At 67.6% G+C, this 17,794-nt stretch carries 14 protein-coding genes and 2 tRNA genes; 13 read left to right on the top strand and 3 right to left on the bottom strand.

What is annotated here, in order from left to right; genetic code table 11:
- Positions 1 to 377: 377 nt before the first annotated feature.
- The 5 genes from dnaA (at position 378) to HCA58_RS06495 (ending at position 6,725) form a co-directional block, all read left to right on the top strand.
- Positions 378 to 2,180, top strand: coding sequence for a chromosomal replication initiator protein DnaA (dnaA, locus tag HCA58_RS06515; RefSeq protein WP_169596840.1), 1,803 nt, complete (start codon positions 378 to 380; stop codon positions 2,178 to 2,180).
- Positions 2,181 to 2,955: 775 nt separating this feature from the next.
- Positions 2,956 to 4,089 (top strand): DNA polymerase III subunit beta, encoded by a 1,134-nt coding sequence (gene dnaN, locus HCA58_RS06510; protein ID WP_169596839.1) that lies wholly within the window; start codon positions 2,956 to 2,958, stop codon positions 4,087 to 4,089.
- A gap of 37 nt (positions 4,090 to 4,126) precedes the next feature.
- Entirely contained in the window at positions 4,127 to 4,999 is an 873-nt protein-coding gene (gnd, locus tag HCA58_RS06505) for a phosphogluconate dehydrogenase (NAD(+)-dependent, decarboxylating) (protein WP_169596838.1), read from the top strand.
- A gap of 15 nt (positions 5,000 to 5,014) precedes the next feature.
- Positions 5,015 to 6,148: a DNA replication/repair protein RecF gene (gene recF, locus HCA58_RS06500; protein WP_169596837.1), complete on the top strand. Its 1,134-nt coding sequence runs from the start codon at positions 5,015 to 5,017 to the stop codon at positions 6,146 to 6,148.
- A 43-nt stretch (positions 6,149 to 6,191) separates the two neighbouring features.
- Complete coding sequence (locus tag HCA58_RS06495) at positions 6,192 to 6,725, top strand: DciA family protein (RefSeq protein WP_346775896.1); 534 nt, start codon at positions 6,192 to 6,194, stop codon at positions 6,723 to 6,725.
- Positions 6,726 to 6,780: 55 nt separating this feature from the next.
- On the opposite strand, the gene HCA58_RS06490 is transcribed toward HCA58_RS06495, so the two are convergent.
- Complete coding sequence (locus HCA58_RS06490; RefSeq protein ID WP_169596836.1) at positions 6,781 to 7,362, bottom strand: hypothetical protein; 582 nt, start codon at positions 7,360 to 7,362, stop codon at positions 6,781 to 6,783.
- A 536-nt stretch (positions 7,363 to 7,898) separates the two neighbouring features.
- Here HCA58_RS06490 and gyrB point away from each other — a divergent pair.
- The 8 genes from gyrB (at position 7,899) to HCA58_RS23375 (ending at position 15,291) form a co-directional block, all read left to right on the top strand.
- Positions 7,899 to 9,845 carry a DNA topoisomerase (ATP-hydrolyzing) subunit B gene (gyrB, locus tag HCA58_RS06485; RefSeq protein WP_169596835.1) on the top strand — a complete coding sequence of 649 codons (1,947 nt, stop codon included), beginning with the start codon at positions 7,899 to 7,901 and terminating at the stop codon, positions 9,843 to 9,845.
- 124 nt (positions 9,846 to 9,969) lie between these two features.
- Positions 9,970 to 12,489, top strand: a complete 2,520-nt coding sequence (gene gyrA, locus HCA58_RS06480; RefSeq protein WP_169596834.1) for a DNA gyrase subunit A — start codon at positions 9,970 to 9,972, stop codon at positions 12,487 to 12,489.
- Positions 12,490 to 12,493: 4 nt separating this feature from the next.
- Positions 12,494 to 13,405, top strand: coding sequence for a DUF3566 domain-containing protein (locus HCA58_RS06475; RefSeq protein WP_169596833.1), 912 nt, complete (start codon positions 12,494 to 12,496; stop codon positions 13,403 to 13,405).
- A gap of 220 nt (positions 13,406 to 13,625) precedes the next feature.
- Positions 13,626 to 13,699, top strand: a tRNA-Ile gene (locus HCA58_RS06470).
- 44 nt (positions 13,700 to 13,743) lie between these two features.
- A complete protein-coding gene (locus HCA58_RS23380) occupies positions 13,744 to 13,872 on the top strand; it encodes a DLW-39 family protein (protein ID WP_240955580.1) in 129 nt (42 codons plus the stop codon).
- 37 nt (positions 13,873 to 13,909) lie between these two features.
- Positions 13,910 to 13,982 (top strand) — tRNA-Ala (locus HCA58_RS06465).
- Between the two features lie 193 nt (positions 13,983 to 14,175).
- Entirely contained in the window at positions 14,176 to 14,499 is a 324-nt protein-coding gene (locus HCA58_RS06460) for a hypothetical protein (RefSeq protein WP_169596832.1), read from the top strand.
- 282 nt (positions 14,500 to 14,781) lie between these two features.
- Entirely contained in the window at positions 14,782 to 15,291 is a 510-nt protein-coding gene (locus HCA58_RS23375) for a hypothetical protein (protein ID WP_240955578.1), read from the top strand.
- Between the two features lie 392 nt (positions 15,292 to 15,683).
- Here HCA58_RS23375 and HCA58_RS06445 read toward each other — a convergent pair whose 3' ends face one another.
- Together HCA58_RS06445 and HCA58_RS06440 are read right to left on the bottom strand one after the other, a co-directional pair.
- On the bottom strand, positions 15,684 to 15,932 hold the full coding sequence (locus tag HCA58_RS06445) for a hypothetical protein (RefSeq protein WP_169596831.1): 249 nt from the start codon (positions 15,930 to 15,932) through the stop codon (positions 15,684 to 15,686).
- Between the two features lie 464 nt (positions 15,933 to 16,396).
- On the bottom strand, positions 16,397 to 17,272 hold the full coding sequence (locus HCA58_RS06440) for a replication-relaxation family protein (protein WP_169596830.1): 876 nt from the start codon (positions 17,270 to 17,272) through the stop codon (positions 16,397 to 16,399).
- Positions 17,273 to 17,794 lie beyond the last annotated feature (522 nt).

The following is a 17,794-nucleotide window of genomic DNA, read 5'->3' as shown; positions in this document are numbered from 1 at the left end:
GAGGACGACCGAAGCGGTGGTTTTCACGGATGCCGACAGGGGCGACCCGCGTCGGCGGTTGAAGACGCGCCGACAACGCTGTTACCGTGCCCGATTGCGGTCAGCGTCGGAGTTTCGCCGATGTCGCCGGCAGGCAAGACCGGACACGGTAGTGAATCGTTCGGCACGGTGAACCCCGCTTCAGTGCCCGGCCACGGCAGGGGGCAGGTCCGACCCGCGCCCGGCGGGCGGCCACAATCGGTCGGTACACAGGCTGTGGATAACTTGTGGAGAACGACCGGGTGTGGCGGTCGGGCGGGAGGCGTCAGCTCGCCCGCCGGTACGGGCCACCGGGAAACGGCGACGTCCGGTAGCAGAGGCGAGGGGGTGGCACGACGGTGGCCGGTACGACCGACCTTGCCGCGGTGTGGACGGCGACGACCGACGAACTCGCTGACGAGATCATTTCCGCTCAACAGCGGGCGTACCTGCGGCTGACCCGGCTACGTGCGATCGTCGAGGACACTGTCCTGCTCTCCGTGCCGGACACCTTCACACGCGATGTCATCGAGTCCCGGCTGCGCCCGGCCATCACCGAGGCGCTCACCCGCAGGCTGGGGCGGCCGGTCCAGGTCGCCGTCACCGTCCGGGTACCGGAGGACGGGCGGGCCACCGGCACCGTCTACCGAAGCGTTCCCGAGTCGGAGCCGGTGGACCCCCGTTCCGCCGAGGGCGACGACAGGTCGTACGGCCCCGACGGCCGACAGCTCCCGCTGATTCCCGAGCAGCCGCACCCAGGCCGCTTCGACCGGCCGCCGGACCCGACGCCCGTCGATAACGAACCCCGTACCGCTGGCACCGGCGGGCAGGAAAGCCTCTTCGGCACCGGATTCGCCGACTCCGTCCCTCCTACGCAGAGCAGCTCGCCACGGCCGTCAGAGCGGTCTGGCTTCATCGAACAGGCCGGGCACCTGGACCAAGCGGCCACAGGCGCACGCGGCTTCGCGCCCCGCTACGGCGACGACTCCGGTGTCTCACCTCGCGATCAGCATGTGATCCGGGCGATGCCAACCGACGGAGTCACCGACAGCGGTCCAGGACGCAGCGGCCCGGATCACCACCGACCGGTTGGTCGGGACGATCGTCGGCTGCCGACCGGCGCGGACAGCACCGGCAACCGCCTCAACCCGAAGTACATGTTCGAGACGTTCGTCATCGGCTCGTCGAACCGCTTCGCGCACGCCGCGTCCGTGGCGGTCGCAGAGTCACCGGCGAAGGCGTACAACCCGTTGTTCATCTACGGCAGCTCCGGGCTGGGCAAGACCCACCTGCTGCACGCCATCGGCCACTACGCCACCACGCTCGGCAATGCCCGCTCGGTCCGGTACGTCTCGACCGAGGAGTTCACGAACGACTTCATCAACTCGCTTCGGGACGACAAGACAAGCGCCTTTCAACGCCGCTACCGCGACGTCGACATCCTGCTCATCGACGACATCCAGTTCCTGGAGAACCGCGAGCGGACCCAGGAGGAGTTCTTCCACACCTTCAACACGCTGCACAACGCCAACAAGCAGATCGTGATCACCTCCGACCGCTCCCCGAAGCAGCTGGCGACCCTGGAGGACCGGCTGCGGACCCGCTTCGAGTGGGGCCTGCTCGCCGACATCCAGCCGCCGGACCTGGAGACCCGGATCGCGATCCTGCAGAAGAAGGCCGCGCAGGAGAGGCTCTTCGCCCCACCGGACGTGCTGGAGTTCATCGCCTCCCGGGTGTCGAACTCGATCCGGGAACTGGAGGGGGCCCTGATCCGGGTCACCGCGTTCGCCAGCCTGACCCGGTCGAACGTGGAGCTGTCGCTGGCCGAGGAGGTGCTGCGGGACTTCATCCCGGACGGTGCCGGCCCGGAGATCACCGCTGACCAGATCATGGTTTCCACCGCCGACTACTTCGGCGTCAGCCTGGAGGACCTACGCGGACACTCCCGGTCCCGGGTACTGGTGAACGCCCGCCAGGTCGCGATGTACCTCTGCCGTGAGCTGACCGACCTGTCGCTGCCCCGGATCGGCCAGGCGTTCGGCGGTCGGGACCACACCACGGTGATGCACGCCGACCGTAAGATCCGCCAACAGATGGCCGAACGTCGCTCGCTCTACAACCAGATCGCCGAGCTGACCAACCGGATCAAGCAGAACACCTGAAGTTCGCGGCTGCCGCACGATCACGGTGAGGGCCCGGCCGGTCACGGTCTGGCCCTTCTTCGGTGCACCGGGTCGACCCTCGACGAGGTGTAGGCCACACCATCGGAGGCGTGTCCGTACCGTCCGCCACTCGTTGTCCACAGCTTGTTGTCCACCGGCGGTGGACAAGCACGAGCTGTCGACGCCCGGTTACCCACAGCCTGTGGAGAAACCCTGGGGACAACGTTGTGGATTCCTGTGGACGGCGGTGGATAACCACCGGAGTTGTCCACCGACAGCCACCCGCCTGTGGGAAAGCTGTTGAAGGTTCTGGGGATGACGGCGGGCAGGCCCCCCTCGGTAATCCACAGGTCTGGGGAGAAAGTCGGTGGATTACCGGTGGACAACCGGTGGACGACGGTGGACAACCGGACGCCCGAGGACCGCCTGTGGACGACCAGCGGGGTTTTACCCACCCTCATCCACAGCAAACCCACCGCTGGAAAACCTATCTGACCTGCCCAAACCCAAGTTTTCCACAGTTTGCACAGGTGCGATGAAGACGATGGGTTATCTCTTCTAAGAGAACGAAAACCAATCATCACCGTTGGACTTCCTGTGGATCGGTCGACAGCTGTCGGGACGAGCCCGTCAGCAGCGACACGGTCCACGGGGTCGGGCACACAGCCGATAGGCTCGCGCCCTAAGGTTCGAGGGGTACCCGCACGCCAGCGGGTCGGTGGGCAGCGTCCGGCATGAGAGAGTTGACGACGTCGACGTCGACGCGGAGGCATTGATGAAGTTCCGAGTGGAGCGCGACGCGCTCGCCGAGGCCGTGGCCTGGACCGCGAAGAGCCTGCCGAACCGGCCGTCGGTACCGGTCCTGGCCGGGGTCCTGCTGCGTGTCACCGACGGCAACCTGCAGGTCTCCGGATTCGACTACGAAGTCAGTAGTCAGGTCACCGTGGAGGTGCAGGGCGACGCCGACGGCGCTGCGCTGGTATCGGGGCGACTACTCGCCGAGATCACGAAGGCTCTGCCGGCCAAACCCGTCGACATCGCCGCCGTCGGCGCGCATCTCGAGCTTGTCTGTGGCAGCGCCCGGTTCACCCTGCCGACCATGCCGGTGGAGGACTACCCCACGCTGCCCGAGATGCCGGCCAGCGCCGGCACCGTCGAGGCGGCCGCGTTCGCCGCAGCGGTGGCCCAGGTCGCCATCGCCGCCAGCCGGGACGAGACGCTGCCGATGATGACCGGCGTACGCATCGAGATCTCCGGGGGAAACCTGGCGATGCTCGCCACCGACCGGTACCGGCTGGCCCTGCGCGAGATGGAGTGGAACCCGGACGACCCGGACATGAACCTCAATGCTCTGGTACCCGCCCGGACGCTCAACGACACCGCCAAGACCCTCGGCCCCCTAGGCGGCCAGGTCGTCCTGGCTCTGTCGCAGGGTGCAGCCGGTGAAGGCATGATCGGCTTCTCCGGCGGCACCAGGCGTACGACCAGCCGGTTGCTCGACGGTGCCAACTACCCACCTGTCCGGTCGCTCTTCCCGGCCAGTCACAACGCCGAGGCCCGGGTGCCGGTCAGCACCCTCATCGAAGTGGTCAAGCGGGTCGCCCTGGTCGCCGAGCGCGCCACCCCTGTGCTGCTCAGCTTCAGTGCCGACGGGCTGGTGGTGGAGGCAGGTGGCACCGAGGAGGCCCGGGCCAGCGAGGCGATGGAAGCCACCTACACTGGCGAGCCGCTGACCATCGGGTTCAACCCGCAGTACCTCATCGACGGGTTGTCCAACCTCGGCACCCAGTTCGCCGTGCTGCACTTCGTCGACGCCTTCAAGCCCGCGGTGATTTCACCTGCAGGCGAGGATGGCGAGCTCATCGGTGGGTACCGGTACCTCATCATGCCGATCCGCGTGTCCCGCTGACCGGCACGGCAAACCGCACCCACGAAAGGGCACCAAGATGCAGCTCGGCCTGGTAGGACTCGGCCGGATGGGCGGCAACATGCGTGAACGACTGCGCACCGCCGGGCACGAGGTGGTCGGTCTCGACCACGACCTGGAGCGCAGCGATGTCGCGAGCATGGCTGAACTCGCCGAGAAGCTGGACGCGCCACGGGCAGTGTGGGTGATGGTGCCGGCTACGGCCACTGACGCGACGATCGACGAGGTCGCCGCCGTGCTCGGCGAGGGCGACCTCATCATCGACGGGGGCAACTCCCGGTTCAGCGAGGACGCGCCGAGAGCGGAGCGGCTGCACGAACTCGGCATCGGCTACGTCGACGTGGGCGTCTCCGGCGGGGTGTGGGGCCGACAGAACGGCTACGGCCTGATGGTCGGCGGCGCGCAGGAACACGTCGACCGGCTCGTTCCGATCTTCGACGCGCTCAAGCCCGAGGGCGAGTACGGTTTCGTGCACGCTGGTCCGGTCGGTGCCGGGCACTACGCCAAGATGGTCCACAACGGCATCGAGTACGGCCTGATGCACGCCTACGCCGAGGGCTTCGAGCTGATGTCCGCCTCCGAACTGGTCACCAACGTGCCCGGCGTGATCAAGTCATGGCGCGAGGGTACCGTGGTCCGTTCCTGGCTGCTGGACCTGCTCGATCGGGCGCTCGACGAGGACCCCGAGCTGACCCAGCTCAGCGACTACACCGAGGACACCGGCGAGGGACGCTGGACCGTGGACGAGGCGGTCCGTCTCGCCGTACCGCTGAACGTCATCACCGCCTCACTGTTCGCCCGGTTCTCCTCCCGCCAGGAGGACTCCCCGGCGTTGAAGGCCGTCTCCGCGCTGCGGCAGCAGTTCGGCGGGCACGCCGTACGCAAGCCCTGACCGGCACCGCGACCCGTGTACGTTCGCCGGCTCGAACTTGTCGACTTCCGCTCCTACGAGCGGATCGGCGTCGACCTCGAACCGGGCCCGAACGTCCTGATCGGTGCCAACGGCGTCGGCAAGACGAACCTGGTCGAAGCCCTCGGCTACGTCGCGACACTCGACTCCCACCGGGTCGCCACCGACGCCCCGTTGGTGCGGATGGGCGCCGCCGCCGCGGTGATCCGCTGCGCGGTGGTGCACGAGGGCCGCGAACTCCTGGTGGAGCTGGAGATCGTTCCGGGCAAGGCCAATCGGGCTCGCCTCGGTCGTTCTCCGGCCCGCCGGGCCAGGGACGTGCTGGGGGCGCTGCGGCTCGTGCTCTTCGCACCGGAGGATCTCGAACTTGTCCGGGGCGACCCGGCCGAACGCCGCCGCTACCTCGACGACCTGCTGGTGCTACGCCAACCCCGGTACGCGGGGGTACGCGCGGACTATGAGCGGGTGGTGAAGCAACGCAACGCACTGCTGCGCACCGCGTACCTTGCCCGCAAGACCGGCGGATCTCGGGGCGGTGACCTGTCCACCCTCGCCGTCTGGGACACCCACCTGGCCCGGCACGGCGCCGAACTGCTCGCCGGGCGGCTGGAACTGGTGTCCGCTCTGGCACCGCATGTGACGAAGGCGTACGACGCGGTGGCCGCCGGCCGTGGCGCGGCCGGGATCACGTACCGGCCCTCGGTGGACCTCGCCGTGGCCACCACCGACCGGGAGGAACTCGCGGTGCTGCTCGCCGCCGCTCTGGGGGAGTCCCGCTCGGCCGAGATCGAACGCGGCACCACCCTGGTCGGCCCGCACCGCGACGAACTGCTCCTCACCCTCGGCCCGCTGCCGGCGAAGGGCTACGCCAGCCACGGCGAATCCTGGTCGTATGCGCTGGCGCTGCGGCTGGCTGGCTACGACCTGCTGCGTGACGACGGCATCGAACCGGTGTTGATCCTCGACGACGTCTTCGCCGAACTTGACGCTGGTCGGCGGGACCGGCTCGCCGAACTCGTCTGCGGCGCCAGTCAACTGCTGGTGACCTGCGCGGTCGCTGACGACGTGCCGGCTGCCCTGCGCGGTACCAGGTACCAGGTGACAGAGGGGGCGGTGCGCCGTGTCGATTGAGCCGGCACAGCCCGCAGCGGGCAACGGGGTCTCGGCCGCCGGAGTGCCAGCGGTGGATTCCGGCGGCGGTCCGGGTGCCTCGGGGCCGCAGTTGGCCCGCGCGGTGCTGGATGCGGCGAAGGCACGGCGCGAAGCCGCCGGCCGGCCCCGACGGCGTGCCGCGACCGGTGGCGGCGACCGTGATCGTCGGCTGCGCGGCTATTCCGGCCCTGGCCCGGACCCTCGGGACCCACAACCCCTCGGTGCGGTGTTGAACCGGCTGGTGAAGGCTCGTGGTTGGCAACAACCGGCCGCCGAGGCCACGGTCTTCGGCGCCTGGGAACGCGTGGTCGGCGCGGATGTGGCCCAGCACAGTCGTCCGGTGAAGCTGGAGAACGGGGAGCTGACCGTCGAGGCTCGCTCCACCGCCTGGGCGACGCAGTTACGGCTGCTCGCAGGTTCGCTGCTGCAGCAGATCGCCCGTGAGGTCGGTCACAACGTGGTCCGCAAACTGCACATTCACGGCCCCGCGGCTCCGTCCTGGTCACGGGGCCCTCGCCGGGTACGCGGCCGGGGACCCCGCGACACCTATGGCTGACCCAAGGCCCGCGCCGGAGCGTCCGGTGGCGTCGCATCCGGCGCGGTTGGGCTGGCTACGTCTGGGCTGTCCGTCTGGGTGCCGCCGACTCGGCGTAGACGGCGAAGCCGTTGTCGGCGCAACGCCGGTAGAAGGCGGCCAGTACGCTCAGCTCCGCGCAGGTGAAGGTCCACTGCGGCGCGGCACCGCTGTCGTCGCGCAGCGCGTCCAGCCGGCTGTCCAACCAACGCAGCTGCTGCTCGGCGAGGCGGCCGTCGGCGAGCAGTGAACGCAGCACCGTACCCACCGACTCGAAGGTGACCGCCTCACCGTGCGGGCGGTGCGCGGCGACGAACCGTTCGACGCCGCCCGCGATCCATCCGCACCCGTCGGGGTCGATCACCGGATCCTCGTCCTCGGCGGCGGCGTCTGTGGCGTACAGCACACCGTCGAGGCCGAGGATCAGATCGACCACTTCGGTGTACGCGGTGGCCCGAACCGTACCTGTCTTTGCGATCAACTCGGCGAGCGCAGCTGTCGGGGCCGAGATCTCCGGCACGTCGACTATGTCGCCGAAATCGACGAACTCGGCCGGTGCGACCGGGTCGTAGAAGCGGCCGGTCCGCGGCCACTGGACCGCGACGTTGTCCAGGCCCACAGGTGTCACCTCTCAAGGCACGGGCGAGTGGATCGGGTCGATCGTCCGGTTCCAACGCTGAAAGATCAAGGCCGCTCCGGCAACCCGCGTGTCAGGGGATCGCCCGTCCCGGGTCGTATCGACCGTAACCGCCCACGTCTCGCTGCCGGTGCCGGCAGCGCCGTCACGCGACAGATTCGTTGATCATGCCGTGGCGTGTAGGGGGAGTCGCAGACAGCGCGATTCGGCCCGCTACGGAGATCTGAGCCGCCGCGAAGGGGTGCCGAGTGGTGGTTCTATCGCCCGCGCACAGTAAGATTGTCGTGAGACGAAGGCCCGGTGCGGAGTGACGGGTCACGGGTCCGGCGCGGGCCCGCGATCATCCGTCCGACTCGGGTCGAGCCGATCGCGATCCGCGGGTAACCTCGGCGACCGGCGCGTTCGACCCGTACCCCGGAATTGTTCCCGGTGCCGGTCTGCGTGCCGACGTCGGACTGCCCGCCGAACCCGCGTTCGACGTGCCCTTGGGCACGCCGGGCGCGAGAAAGTGGCCGAGGGTGGCAGCGCAGGACAATCAGCAGTACGGCGCCGAGTCGATCACCGTCCTCGAAGGTTTGGAGGCGGTCCGCAAGCGGCCCGGCATGTACATCGGGTCCACCGGCGAACGCGGCCTCCATCACCTCGTGTGGGAGGTCGTCGACAACGCGGTGGACGAGGCGTTGGCCGGCTACTGCGACACCATTGACGTGGTGCTGCTCGCCGACGGCGGCGTCCGGGTCACCGACAACGGCCGTGGCTTCCCGGTCGACCTGCATCCGAAGCTCAAGAAGCCGGGCGTCGAGGTCGCCCTGACCGTCCTGCACGCGGGCGGCAAGTTCGACGGTAAGGCGTACGCGGTCTCCGGCGGCCTGCACGGCGTCGGCGTCAGCGTGGTCAACGCCCTCTCCACCAAGATGGCCGTGGAGATCCACAAGGATGGCTTCGTCTGGCGGCAGCAGTACCACAACTCCAAGCCGACCGAGCTGGAGAAGGGCGAGCCCACGGACCGCACTGGTTCGGCGGTCTCCTTCTGGCCGGACCCGGACGTCTTCGAGACCGTCGACTTCGACCTGCAGACGATCTATCGCCGGCTCCAGGAGATGGCGTTTTTGACCCGCGGACTGACCATCCACCTGCTCGACGAGCGGGTCGCCGAGGGCGAGGAGGGCAAGCTTCGCGAAGTCACGTTCAAGTACGACGGCGGCATCGCCGATTTCGTCCGTCACCTCAACGCCTCGAAATCCCCGATCCACAAGACGGTGATCGAGTTCGGTGCCGAGGAGGAGGGCATGGCGGTGGAGATCGCCATGCAGTGGAACGAGTCGTACGGTGAATCCGTCTACACCTTCGCCAACAACATCAACACGCACGAGGGTGGCACCCACGAGGAAGGCTTCCGGGCCGCGTTGACCACTGTCGTCAACCGCTACGGCGCGGACAAGAAGCTACTCAAGGGCGACGAGAAGCTCTCCGGCGAGGACATCCGTGAGGGCCTGGCCTCGATCATCTCGGTGAAGCTGACCAACCCGCAGTTCGAGGGGCAGACCAAGACCAAGCTCGGTAACACCCCGGTGAAGAGCTTCGTGCAGCGGGTCTGCAACGAGTGGCTGGTGGACTGGCTTGACCGGAACCCGGCCGAAGCAAAGATCATCATCACCAAGGCTTCCCAGGCCGCTCGCGCCCGGATCGCCGCCCAGCAGGCCCGTAAGCTGGCCCGGCGCAAGTCACTGCTGGAGTCCGGCTCGATGCCGGGCAAGCTGGCCGACTGCCAGTCCACCGACCCACGCGAGTCCGAGGTGTTCATCGTCGAGGGTGACTCGGCTGGCGGTTCGGCCAAACAGGGGCGCGATCCGCGTACCCAGGCGATCCTGCCGATCCGCGGCAAGATCCTCAACGTGGAGAAGGCACGCATCGACCGGGTGCTGAAGAACAACGAGGTGCAGGCGCTGATCACCGCGCTCGGCACCGGCATCCACGACGACTTCGACATCGAGAAGCTGCGGTACCACAAGATCGTGCTGATGGCCGACGCCGACGTCGATGGCCAGCACATTCAGACGTTGCTGCTCACCCTGTTGTTCCGCTTCATGCGCCCGCTCGTGGAACTGGGTCACGTCTACCTGGCCGCACCACCGCTGTACAAGATCAAGTGGAATCGGAAGGGTGACGATGCGCAGTACGCGTACTCCGACCGGGAGCGTGACGGACTGATCGCGCTGCGTCAGCAGAAGAAGCCGAACGCCAAGCCGGACGACATCCAACGGTTCAAGGGTCTCGGCGAGATGAACTACCCGGAGCTGTGGGAGACCACGATGAACCCGGCGACCCGTACGCTGCGCCAGGTGACCCTGGACGACGCGGCTACCGCCGACGAGCTGTTCAGCGTACTGATGGGCGAGGACGTGGAGGCGCGCCGCTCGTTCATTCAGCGCAATGCCAAGGACGTCCGTTTCCTGGACATCTGACGGGCGGGTGCCGGGCCGGAACACGCCGACCCGGCACCCTCCACAGAGTTATCCACAGCTTGGCCGGTATCCACAGCCGTTATCCACAGCGCAAAAGTGATATTCCGTCTGATAAGGGTTAAAAGTGACCGATTCCCCCGAGTCCACACCCAACGAGTCCGAGCTCCCCGAGGCGCCGGCCGCCGTCGCCTCGCACGACCGGATCGAGCCGGTCGGGCTCGAGGTGGAGATGCAGCGCTCCTACCTCGACTACGCCATGAGCGTCATCGTCGGGCGGGCACTGCCGGACGTCCGGGACGGGCTCAAGCCGGTCCACCGCAAGATCCTGTACGCGATGTTCGACTCCGGGTACCGGCCGGACCGGGGCTACGTCAAATGTTCCCGGGTCGTCGGCGACGTGATGGGCCAGTTCCACCCGCACGGTGACTCGGCCATCTACGACGCGTTGGTCCGAATGGCCCAGCCCTGGTCGCTGCGCTACCCCCTGGTCGACGGCAACGGCAACTTCGGCTCGCCCGGCAACGACCCGGCGGCGGCGATGCGCTACACAGAGTGCAAACTCGACCCGCTGGCGATGGAGATGCTGCGGGACATCGACGAGGACACCGTCGATCTGCAGGACAACTACGACGGCAGGGCCAAGGAGCCCACGATCCTGCCGTCGCGGATCCCGAACCTGCTGATCAACGGCTCCGAGGGCATCGCGGTCGGCATGGCCACCAAGATTCCACCGCACAACCTGCGTGAGATCGGCGCGGCGGTGCAGTGGTGCCTGGAGCACCCGGAGGCCGACGAGGCCGACACCCTCGAAGCACTGCTGGAGATCGTCAAGGGTCCGGACTTCCCCACCCACGGTCTGATCGTCGGACAGTCGGGCATCCAAGATGCGTACCGCACGGGCCGCGGCTCGATCCGGATGCGGGCCGTGGTCGAGGTGGAGGAGGACAAGCGGGGTCGGCCGGCGCTTGTCGTGAGCGAACTGCCGTACCAGGTGAACCCGGACAATCTCGCTGAGCGGATCGCCGAACTGATCAAGGAGGGCAAACTCGGCGGAATCGCCGACATCCGCGACGAGTCCTCCGGGCGTACCGGTATGCGGATCGTGCTCGTGCTCAAGCGCGACGCGGTCGCCAAGGTGGTGCTGAACAACCTCTACAAGCACACCCAGCTGCAGGAAACCTTCGGTGCCAACATGCTGGCGCTGGTCGACGGGGTGCCGCGCACGTTGAATCTGGCCCAGTTCATCCGTTACTACGTCGAGCACCAGATCGAGGTGATCCGACGGCGGACGGCGTTCCGCCTGCGGAAGGCAGAGGAACGGGCGCACATCCTGCGCGGTCTGTCCAAGGCGTTGGACGCGCTCGACGAGGTGATCGCCCTGATCCGGCGATCGCCCACAGTGGAGGACGCCAGGCAGGGCCTGATCCGGCTGTTGGAGATCGACGAGATCCAGGCGACCGCGATCCTGGACATGCAGTTGCGTCGGCTTGCCGCGCTGGAGCGGCAGCGGATCCTCGACGATCTCGCCAAGCTGGAAGTGGAGATCGCCGACCTCAAGGACATTCTGGCCAAGCCGGAACGGCAGCGTCGAATCGTCTCGGAGGAGCTGGGTGAGATTGTCGCCAAATGGGGCGACGACCGTCGGACCAAGATCGTGCCGTTCGACGGTGAGGTTTCGATGGAGGACCTCATCGCGCGCGAGGACGTGGTGGTTACGATCACCCGGACCGGGTACGCGAAACGGACCAAGGTCGACCTCTATCGCTCGCAGCGTCGCGGCGGCAAGGGCGTCAGCGGGGCTACGCTGCGGCAGGACGACATCGTCAGCCACTTCTTCGTCTGCTCGACGCACGACTGGATGCTGTTCTTCACCAACCAGGGGCGGGTGTACCGGGCCAAGGCGTACGAGCTCCCGGAGGCCAGTAGGGTGGCCAAGGGTCAGCACGTGGCCAATCTGCTCGCCTTCCAACCGGACGAGCAGATCGCACAGATCATCGAAATTCCGAACTACCAGGTAGCGCCCTACCTGGTCCTGGCGACGAAGAACGGCCTGGTGAAGAAGACGCGGCTAGAGGAGTTCGACTCCAACCGGTCCGGCGGAATCATCGCGATCAACCTGCGCGATGAGGACGAGTTGGTCGGTGCTGCACTCGTCGGCCCCACCGACGACCTGCTGTTGGTCTCCAAGAACGCCCAAGCGATCAGGTTCAACGCCACGGACGAGGCGCTGCGACCGATGGGGCGGGCGACCTCCGGCGTGATCGGGATGCGCTTCAGCGAGGAGGACGTACTGCTGGCCATGGAGGTCGTCCGTGAAGGCCTGGACGTCCTGGTGGCCACGAACGGCGGGTACGCGAAACGTACTCCGATCGAGGAATATCCGGTGCAGGGCCGGGGAGGTAAGGGTGTGCTGACTGCGAAGATCACCGAGCGACGCGGTGGTCTGGTCGGCGCTGTGGTGATCGACCCGGACGACGAGCTGTTCGCTATCACCAGCAACGGTGGCGTCATCCGGACTCCGGTGAAGCCTGTACGCCGTACGCGTGACCGGAACACAATGGGGGTCAAGCTGATGGACCTTCCGGACGGCGTGACTATCGTGGCGATTGCTCGCAATGCCGACGAGCCTGACGAACAGGACTAGTTGAATGACGGAGACACAGGCGAAGTCGGGGAACGCGGGGACCTCGGCCAACCCGGTCGACGAGGAAGCCGCGAAGAGCGGCACGCCACCGACCGGCCGCGCGGCCGTGGGCCGGGCCACCGTCCCCGCCGACGCGCCTGCCCCGAAATTCACCCGGGCTCCCGGAATGGCCCCACCGCCCGACAAGCCGACAGACGCCGCCGAGAGCGACGCCACCGAGGCGACACCGATCGAGGACGGCAGCACCACGGAGCCACCCACGACCCCCGTCGTCAAGCCTTCGCCCAGTCCGTTGGCGGCTGCCGCAGCGGGCAAGTCCGCTACGGGTGCCACCGGGGTCCTGCCGGCGATCAACACCAGCACAACCGGCACCCAGCCACGGGTGGCAGGGACCAGTCCGAAACCGGACGCCACCCGGCCGATCGGGCTCGGCCGCCCGGCCAGCGGTGGCGGACTTCCCCCAGGGGTCAGTACGGCGGTCGGCGCCGCGAGGGTCGGCGAGGCGGTACGCGCCGCCCGTACCTCGGTGAGTTCAGCCGCCTCACGCGGACCACGTCGTGCTCGACTGAACCTCAAGCGGATCGACCCGTGGTCGGTGATGAAGTTCGCCTTCGCGGTCTCGGTGGTGCTGTTCATCGTGATCGTCGTGGCGACCTCGGTGCTCTACCTCGCACTGGACGCGATGGGCGTGTTCGCCAGCGTTAACGACAGCCTCGGTGACCTGGTCAACGCCGGTGGTGGGCAGAGCACCGACGGCTTCCAGATCACCGCAGGCGGTGTGATCTTCAGTTCGGCTTTGATCGGCTTGGTCAACGTCGTGCTGTTCACCGCGCTGGCCACCCTGGGAGCGTTCGTCTACAACGTCTGCGCCGATCTGGTGGGCGGCATCGAGCTGACCCTCGCGGAGCGGGACTGACAGGATCTCCACGCCGGCCCGCACCAGCCTTCCCGGTGGTGCGGGCCGGCGTTCGGGCCCCGGGATGCCGCCTGAGCGGGAGGTCCGTCAGGGGCGGTAACCCGGTGTACCCGCCCCCGGTGCTCGGGTAGGTTCAGGGGGCGACAGCGAGGCTGACTGCCGGCCCGGCCCCGATTTGGGGGGCGCTGGGCGGATGGGTTAACCTTGCTCGTCGCTACGCGGGGCTATAGCTCAGTCGGTTAGAGCGCAGAGCTGATAACTCTGAGGTCGCTGGTTCGATTCCAGCTAGCCCCACCGCACATGGTCCGACGGCACGGCGAGCGTGAGGGGCAGCCCCGATGTTCAAGAAGCTGTTGATCCTGGCCGGTGTCGTCGGCTTGGCTGCGGTGGTGACCAAGAAGGTAAAGGAAGCCAACGACGAGCGCGCCCTCTGGCACGAGGCCACCACCTCGCCGGATCTGCGCTGACAATATCCGTCCCGAGCTGCGGCGGTAACGCCGTCACGGGGCCCTAGCTCAACTGGCAGAGCACTGCCTTTGCAAGGCAGGGGTTAGGGGTTCGAGTCCCCTGGGCTCCACCGACCGCACCATTGTGCGAACCGGTGGTTCTTCTGAGGTGCCCCCGCCCGTTTCGGGCGGGGGCATTGTCGTGTCGGTGGGGATCTTGAACACGGGTACGACTCCCTGGTCGGTGAGTTGGACTTCGGCGATGAGGGTCTCGATGGCGGCTTTGCGTTCGGTGGCGGTGCCGCTGGTCATGATGGTGCTGAGGTGGTCGCGGATGCGGGCGACGGTGCCGGGCGGCGGGGGCTCGGGCTGGGCCGTCAGGTCGGCGTTGAGTTCGGTGTGCCGGGCTTGGAGTTGGGCGAGTCGTTGGCGGAGTTCGCGGATGCGCGGGCCGGCGGTGGCGTCGTCCCTGGTGCCGTTCTCGAACGCCGTGTGATACCGGTCTATTGCGTTCTCGGTGGTGGTGATCTGGTGGGCGGTGGCGGTGAGTTCGGCGCGTCGGTCGTCGTTGGTGGTGTCGTGTTGGGTGTGGGCGCGTTGGATCATGGCGGTGAGGACGGGTTCGGCGGTGGTGTAGAAGTCGAGTAGGGCTTTCAGAATCATGTGGTCGAGGTCGTCGGCGGGGAGCCGGGGTGCGGTGCAGGTGGCGTGTTTGCCGTATCGGGTGCGGGTGAAGCAGGTGTAGTAGCGGTAGCGGCGGGTGCGGCCTTTGGCGGACGTGCCGATGTAGCGCTGTCCGCATCGCGGACATGTCAGTAGGCCGGTGAGGTAGTAGTCCGAGTCGGACATGGCCCGCTGTGTTTGGGCGTCGCCTCGGGCGGAGGCGATGTCCTGGGCGCGGCGGAACGTGTCCCGATCGATGAGCGGCTCATGGGCGTCGGGGACGTAGACGTCGCGGTAGGCGATGTTCCCGAGGTAGGCGGGGTTGTCCAGGATCCGGTTGATGGTGTGTCCGGACCACTTCTTGCCGGTCCGGTTGGGGACACCGCGGGCGTTGAGGTCGGTGGCGATGGCGCGGGTGCCGAGTCGGTCGCGGGTGTAGAGGCGGAAGATGTCCCGCAGGATGGGTGCTTGGTCGGGGTGGGGGACGAGGCGTTGGGTGTCAGGGTTGACGAGGTAGCCGTAGGGGCGGGTGCCGCCGGCCCATTGGCCTTTGCCGGCTTTCGCGGCCATGCCACTTTTCACTCGGTCGATGATCATGTTGCGTTCGTATTCGGCGAAGACGGCGAGGAATTGCAGCATCATGCGGCCGACTGCGCCGCCGGTGTCGACGGGTTCGGTGGCGGAGGCGACTCGGACGTTGGCGGCGTCGAGGGTGGCGGCGAGGTCGACGAAGTGGGCGAGGCTGCGGCTGAATCGGTCGACTCGGTAGACGAGTAGGACGTCGTAGAGGCCGGCTTTCGCCGCGTCGAGTGCCTTTTTGAGGCCGGGGCGGTCGGTGGTGGCGCCGGAGGCGTCGTCTTCGAATTCGTAGACGATGACCCAGCCGGGGTTGTTGTCGACGTAGCGTCGCAGGGCGGTGCGTTGGGCGAGGAGGCTGAAGGGTTGGTGTTCGTCGTCGGTGGAGCGTCGGATGTAGATGCACACCCGGCACGGGCCGGTCGAGCCTTCCGGCTGGGTGGCGGTGGGGGCGCGTCGGCCGCGCCGCGTCGGTGGGCTGGTGGGGGTGGGCTTGCCTGCCATGAGGTGGTTCCTCCGTGCGGGGTTGCGGTGGGGGTGGCCGGCGGCGGCCCGCCCGGTGGTGGGCCGCCGTCGGCGTTGGGCGAGGGGGTTCAGGCGGCGAGGTTGGGGTGTTCGCGCCAGAAGTGGTTGAGGAGAACGGCGAGGGCTTCGGCGGCGTTGTCGAGGTCTTCGGCGGTCATGGGAATGGTGTCGACGCGTGCGATACGCATCGGAATCGTCGTGTCCTTTTCGTTGGTGGGGATGTGTTTCGCACCGCCGTTATTGGTGGCGGTACCGGGATGCGGGTCGTCAGGATAGCTCCGGACGGCGTTTTCGTCGTCATACGGCGCGGCGGCCACGGTCCTCCGAAAAGCGTGTGAAGCTGCGGGAGTCGGAGTCCTTCGTTCATGCGGTTTCCTTTCCTGCGCGGAATCGCGCGATCGATCCGATTGATGCGGAAGGGCGACTCGTGACGGGTCGCTCTGCTTTCCGTGAGGGGCGGGGACGATACCTCCGAGCGCTGTCACCGGGAAGCGATGCGGACTGTCAGCGACTTACGAAAACTCACACGGGGCGCCAGAGAGCGGCTGACAGTTTCGAAGCGTTGCTGTCGCGGCGGGTGCAGAGGTATGGTCCGCGCCCGTCGGGCGGGAGAGGCGTGGCTGCGGCTATCGCTGGCCGCGCTTTGCCGGCCGCCGCCGTCATCGCGGTTCGGGAAGCAGCCGTCGCGTCCGCTGGCCCGCCGGGCTCAGCGGCGTGATGGCCGTTGACGCCGCCTGTGTGGGCGCGTGTCCGGTCACCAGGGTCGGGTTGTCGTTGTGGGTCAGGTGGCCTGTTCGGTGTGGGTGTCGGCGGCGGGGAGGTCGGCCAGGCGCATCGGCGCCCCGTGGTGGCGGTGCAGCCACCACCCCGCCTCGGCGGGGTTGATGCCGGTGACCTCGGTGTGCACGGCGGTGGCCACCGGGTAGATGGTCCCGGCGGCGGCGAGTTCCTGGTGCAGGTGCCGCTCGCGTGCTGGGGAGTGCAGCCAGAACAGCACCGGCCAGATCCGGCCGGTAACGTGCGCGAGGTCCCGATATCCGTCGATCTTGTCGACCAGTCGGGATAGGGGCCGTTCGGTGCCGAGGTCGTGTTCCAGAAAGAATGGCACCCTGCGGTGGCCGTCGACCCAGATACCGTGCCCGTCCGGCCGTGACCTCGGCTGGTAGATGCGCACGGTGACGTCGTCGTCGGGTTCGGCGAAGGCGCCCATTTGCTGGCAGCGTCCCGCCGGCCACCAGCGCACCAGCTCGCTACCGGGATGGGTGCGGGCGTGCCCGGCCAGGGCGGTGAAGAAGCCGTTGGCCCCGAGCAGGTGCGGCAGGTTCGCCCGCCTCGTCAGATGCCACCGCCTACGCCGGGCCTGATCCTTACGCGGCAGGTCCTCGCCGCGCTGCGCGGCGACGACCTCGACGCCGAGCTGCGCCAGGACGTAGTGGTAGGGGTAGGAGCCGCCGTCGGGCTTCTGCGGCCGGAACCGGTCCACCACCTCCAACTTCTGCGCCAGGGCGCGTAGGCGTTCCTGGGCGTAGTCGACCGATGGGTAGAGGGCTTCGGCGATCTGGAAGGAGGTGAGCACGCCGTGGTCGGCCAGCCAGCCGAGCAGGACGAGGTCGCGGTCGGTGAGCTGAGCCTGGACCCGAAGCAGCTGGTCAGGCATGCGTCACCACCAACCCAGGGGGGAGAGACCCAGTCGGAGGGTCTGTCGCAGCACGACAGGCGGTGCTGACAGCGGCCCTGAACTGGGCTGTGAGCCGAACCAGAGGGTCCGTTCGGGGGTCCTCTTGAAGCGGGAGGCCAAGTGGGAGAGTCGGCCGGACCCGCAGCGGGAGGTCAAGGCCGGATCCGTCAGGTTCGGGGTTCGCGAGAGCGAGGGCGCTTGCGTTTCTTGCGGAAGAGGCGTGATGCGTGGTCAAGGTGTACTCCATGAGCGAGATCAGGGTGGGTGGAAGCGGAGGCGTAGACTTCGCGGCCGTGGTGCTGGCATAAGGGCAGGCCGGTAATGAGTCGTGGTGATGTCAGGTGAGGCCGCAAGGAGTCACCACCAACGTCTACTGAACGCAGCAGGACGGACACGGCCGGCAGGAGCACGGGCTCACACGATCGGCAGGGACCTGGAATCATGCTCCGATGTCGTTCGGATCGATCCGTGGTGACTTGACTAACGAGAAGGTTGCCGCTC

The organism is Micromonospora sp. HNM0581 (genome assembly GCF_012726175.1).
In the GTDB taxonomy this organism is placed as follows: domain Bacteria; phylum Actinomycetota; class Actinomycetes; order Mycobacteriales; family Micromonosporaceae; genus Micromonospora.
The sequence above is the reverse complement of the archived record's forward strand: the minus strand, read 5'-3'. Positions and strand labels throughout refer to the sequence as shown.

Bases quoted from the DNA above. Each gene is read 5' to 3' on its own strand.
- dnaN (WP_169596839.1), top strand. From the start codon at position 2,956: ATGAAGTTCCGAGTGGAGCGCGACGCGCTCGCCGAGGCCGTGGCCTGG.
- gnd (WP_169596838.1), top strand. From the start codon at position 4,127: ATGCAGCTCGGCCTGGTAGGACTCGGCCGGATGGGCGGCAACATGCGT.
- HCA58_RS06475 (WP_169596833.1), top strand. From the start codon at position 12,494: ATGACGGAGACACAGGCGAAGTCGGGGAACGCGGGGACCTCGGCCAAC.
- HCA58_RS23380 (WP_240955580.1), top strand. From the start codon at position 13,744: ATGTTCAAGAAGCTGTTGATCCTGGCCGGTGTCGTCGGCTTGGCTGCG.
- HCA58_RS23375 (WP_240955578.1), top strand. From the start codon at position 14,782: ATGGGCGTCGGGGACGTAGACGTCGCGGTAGGCGATGTTCCCGAGGTA.
- HCA58_RS06440 (WP_169596830.1), bottom strand. From the start codon at position 17,272: ATGCCTGACCAGCTGCTTCGGGTCCAGGCTCAGCTCACCGACCGCGAC.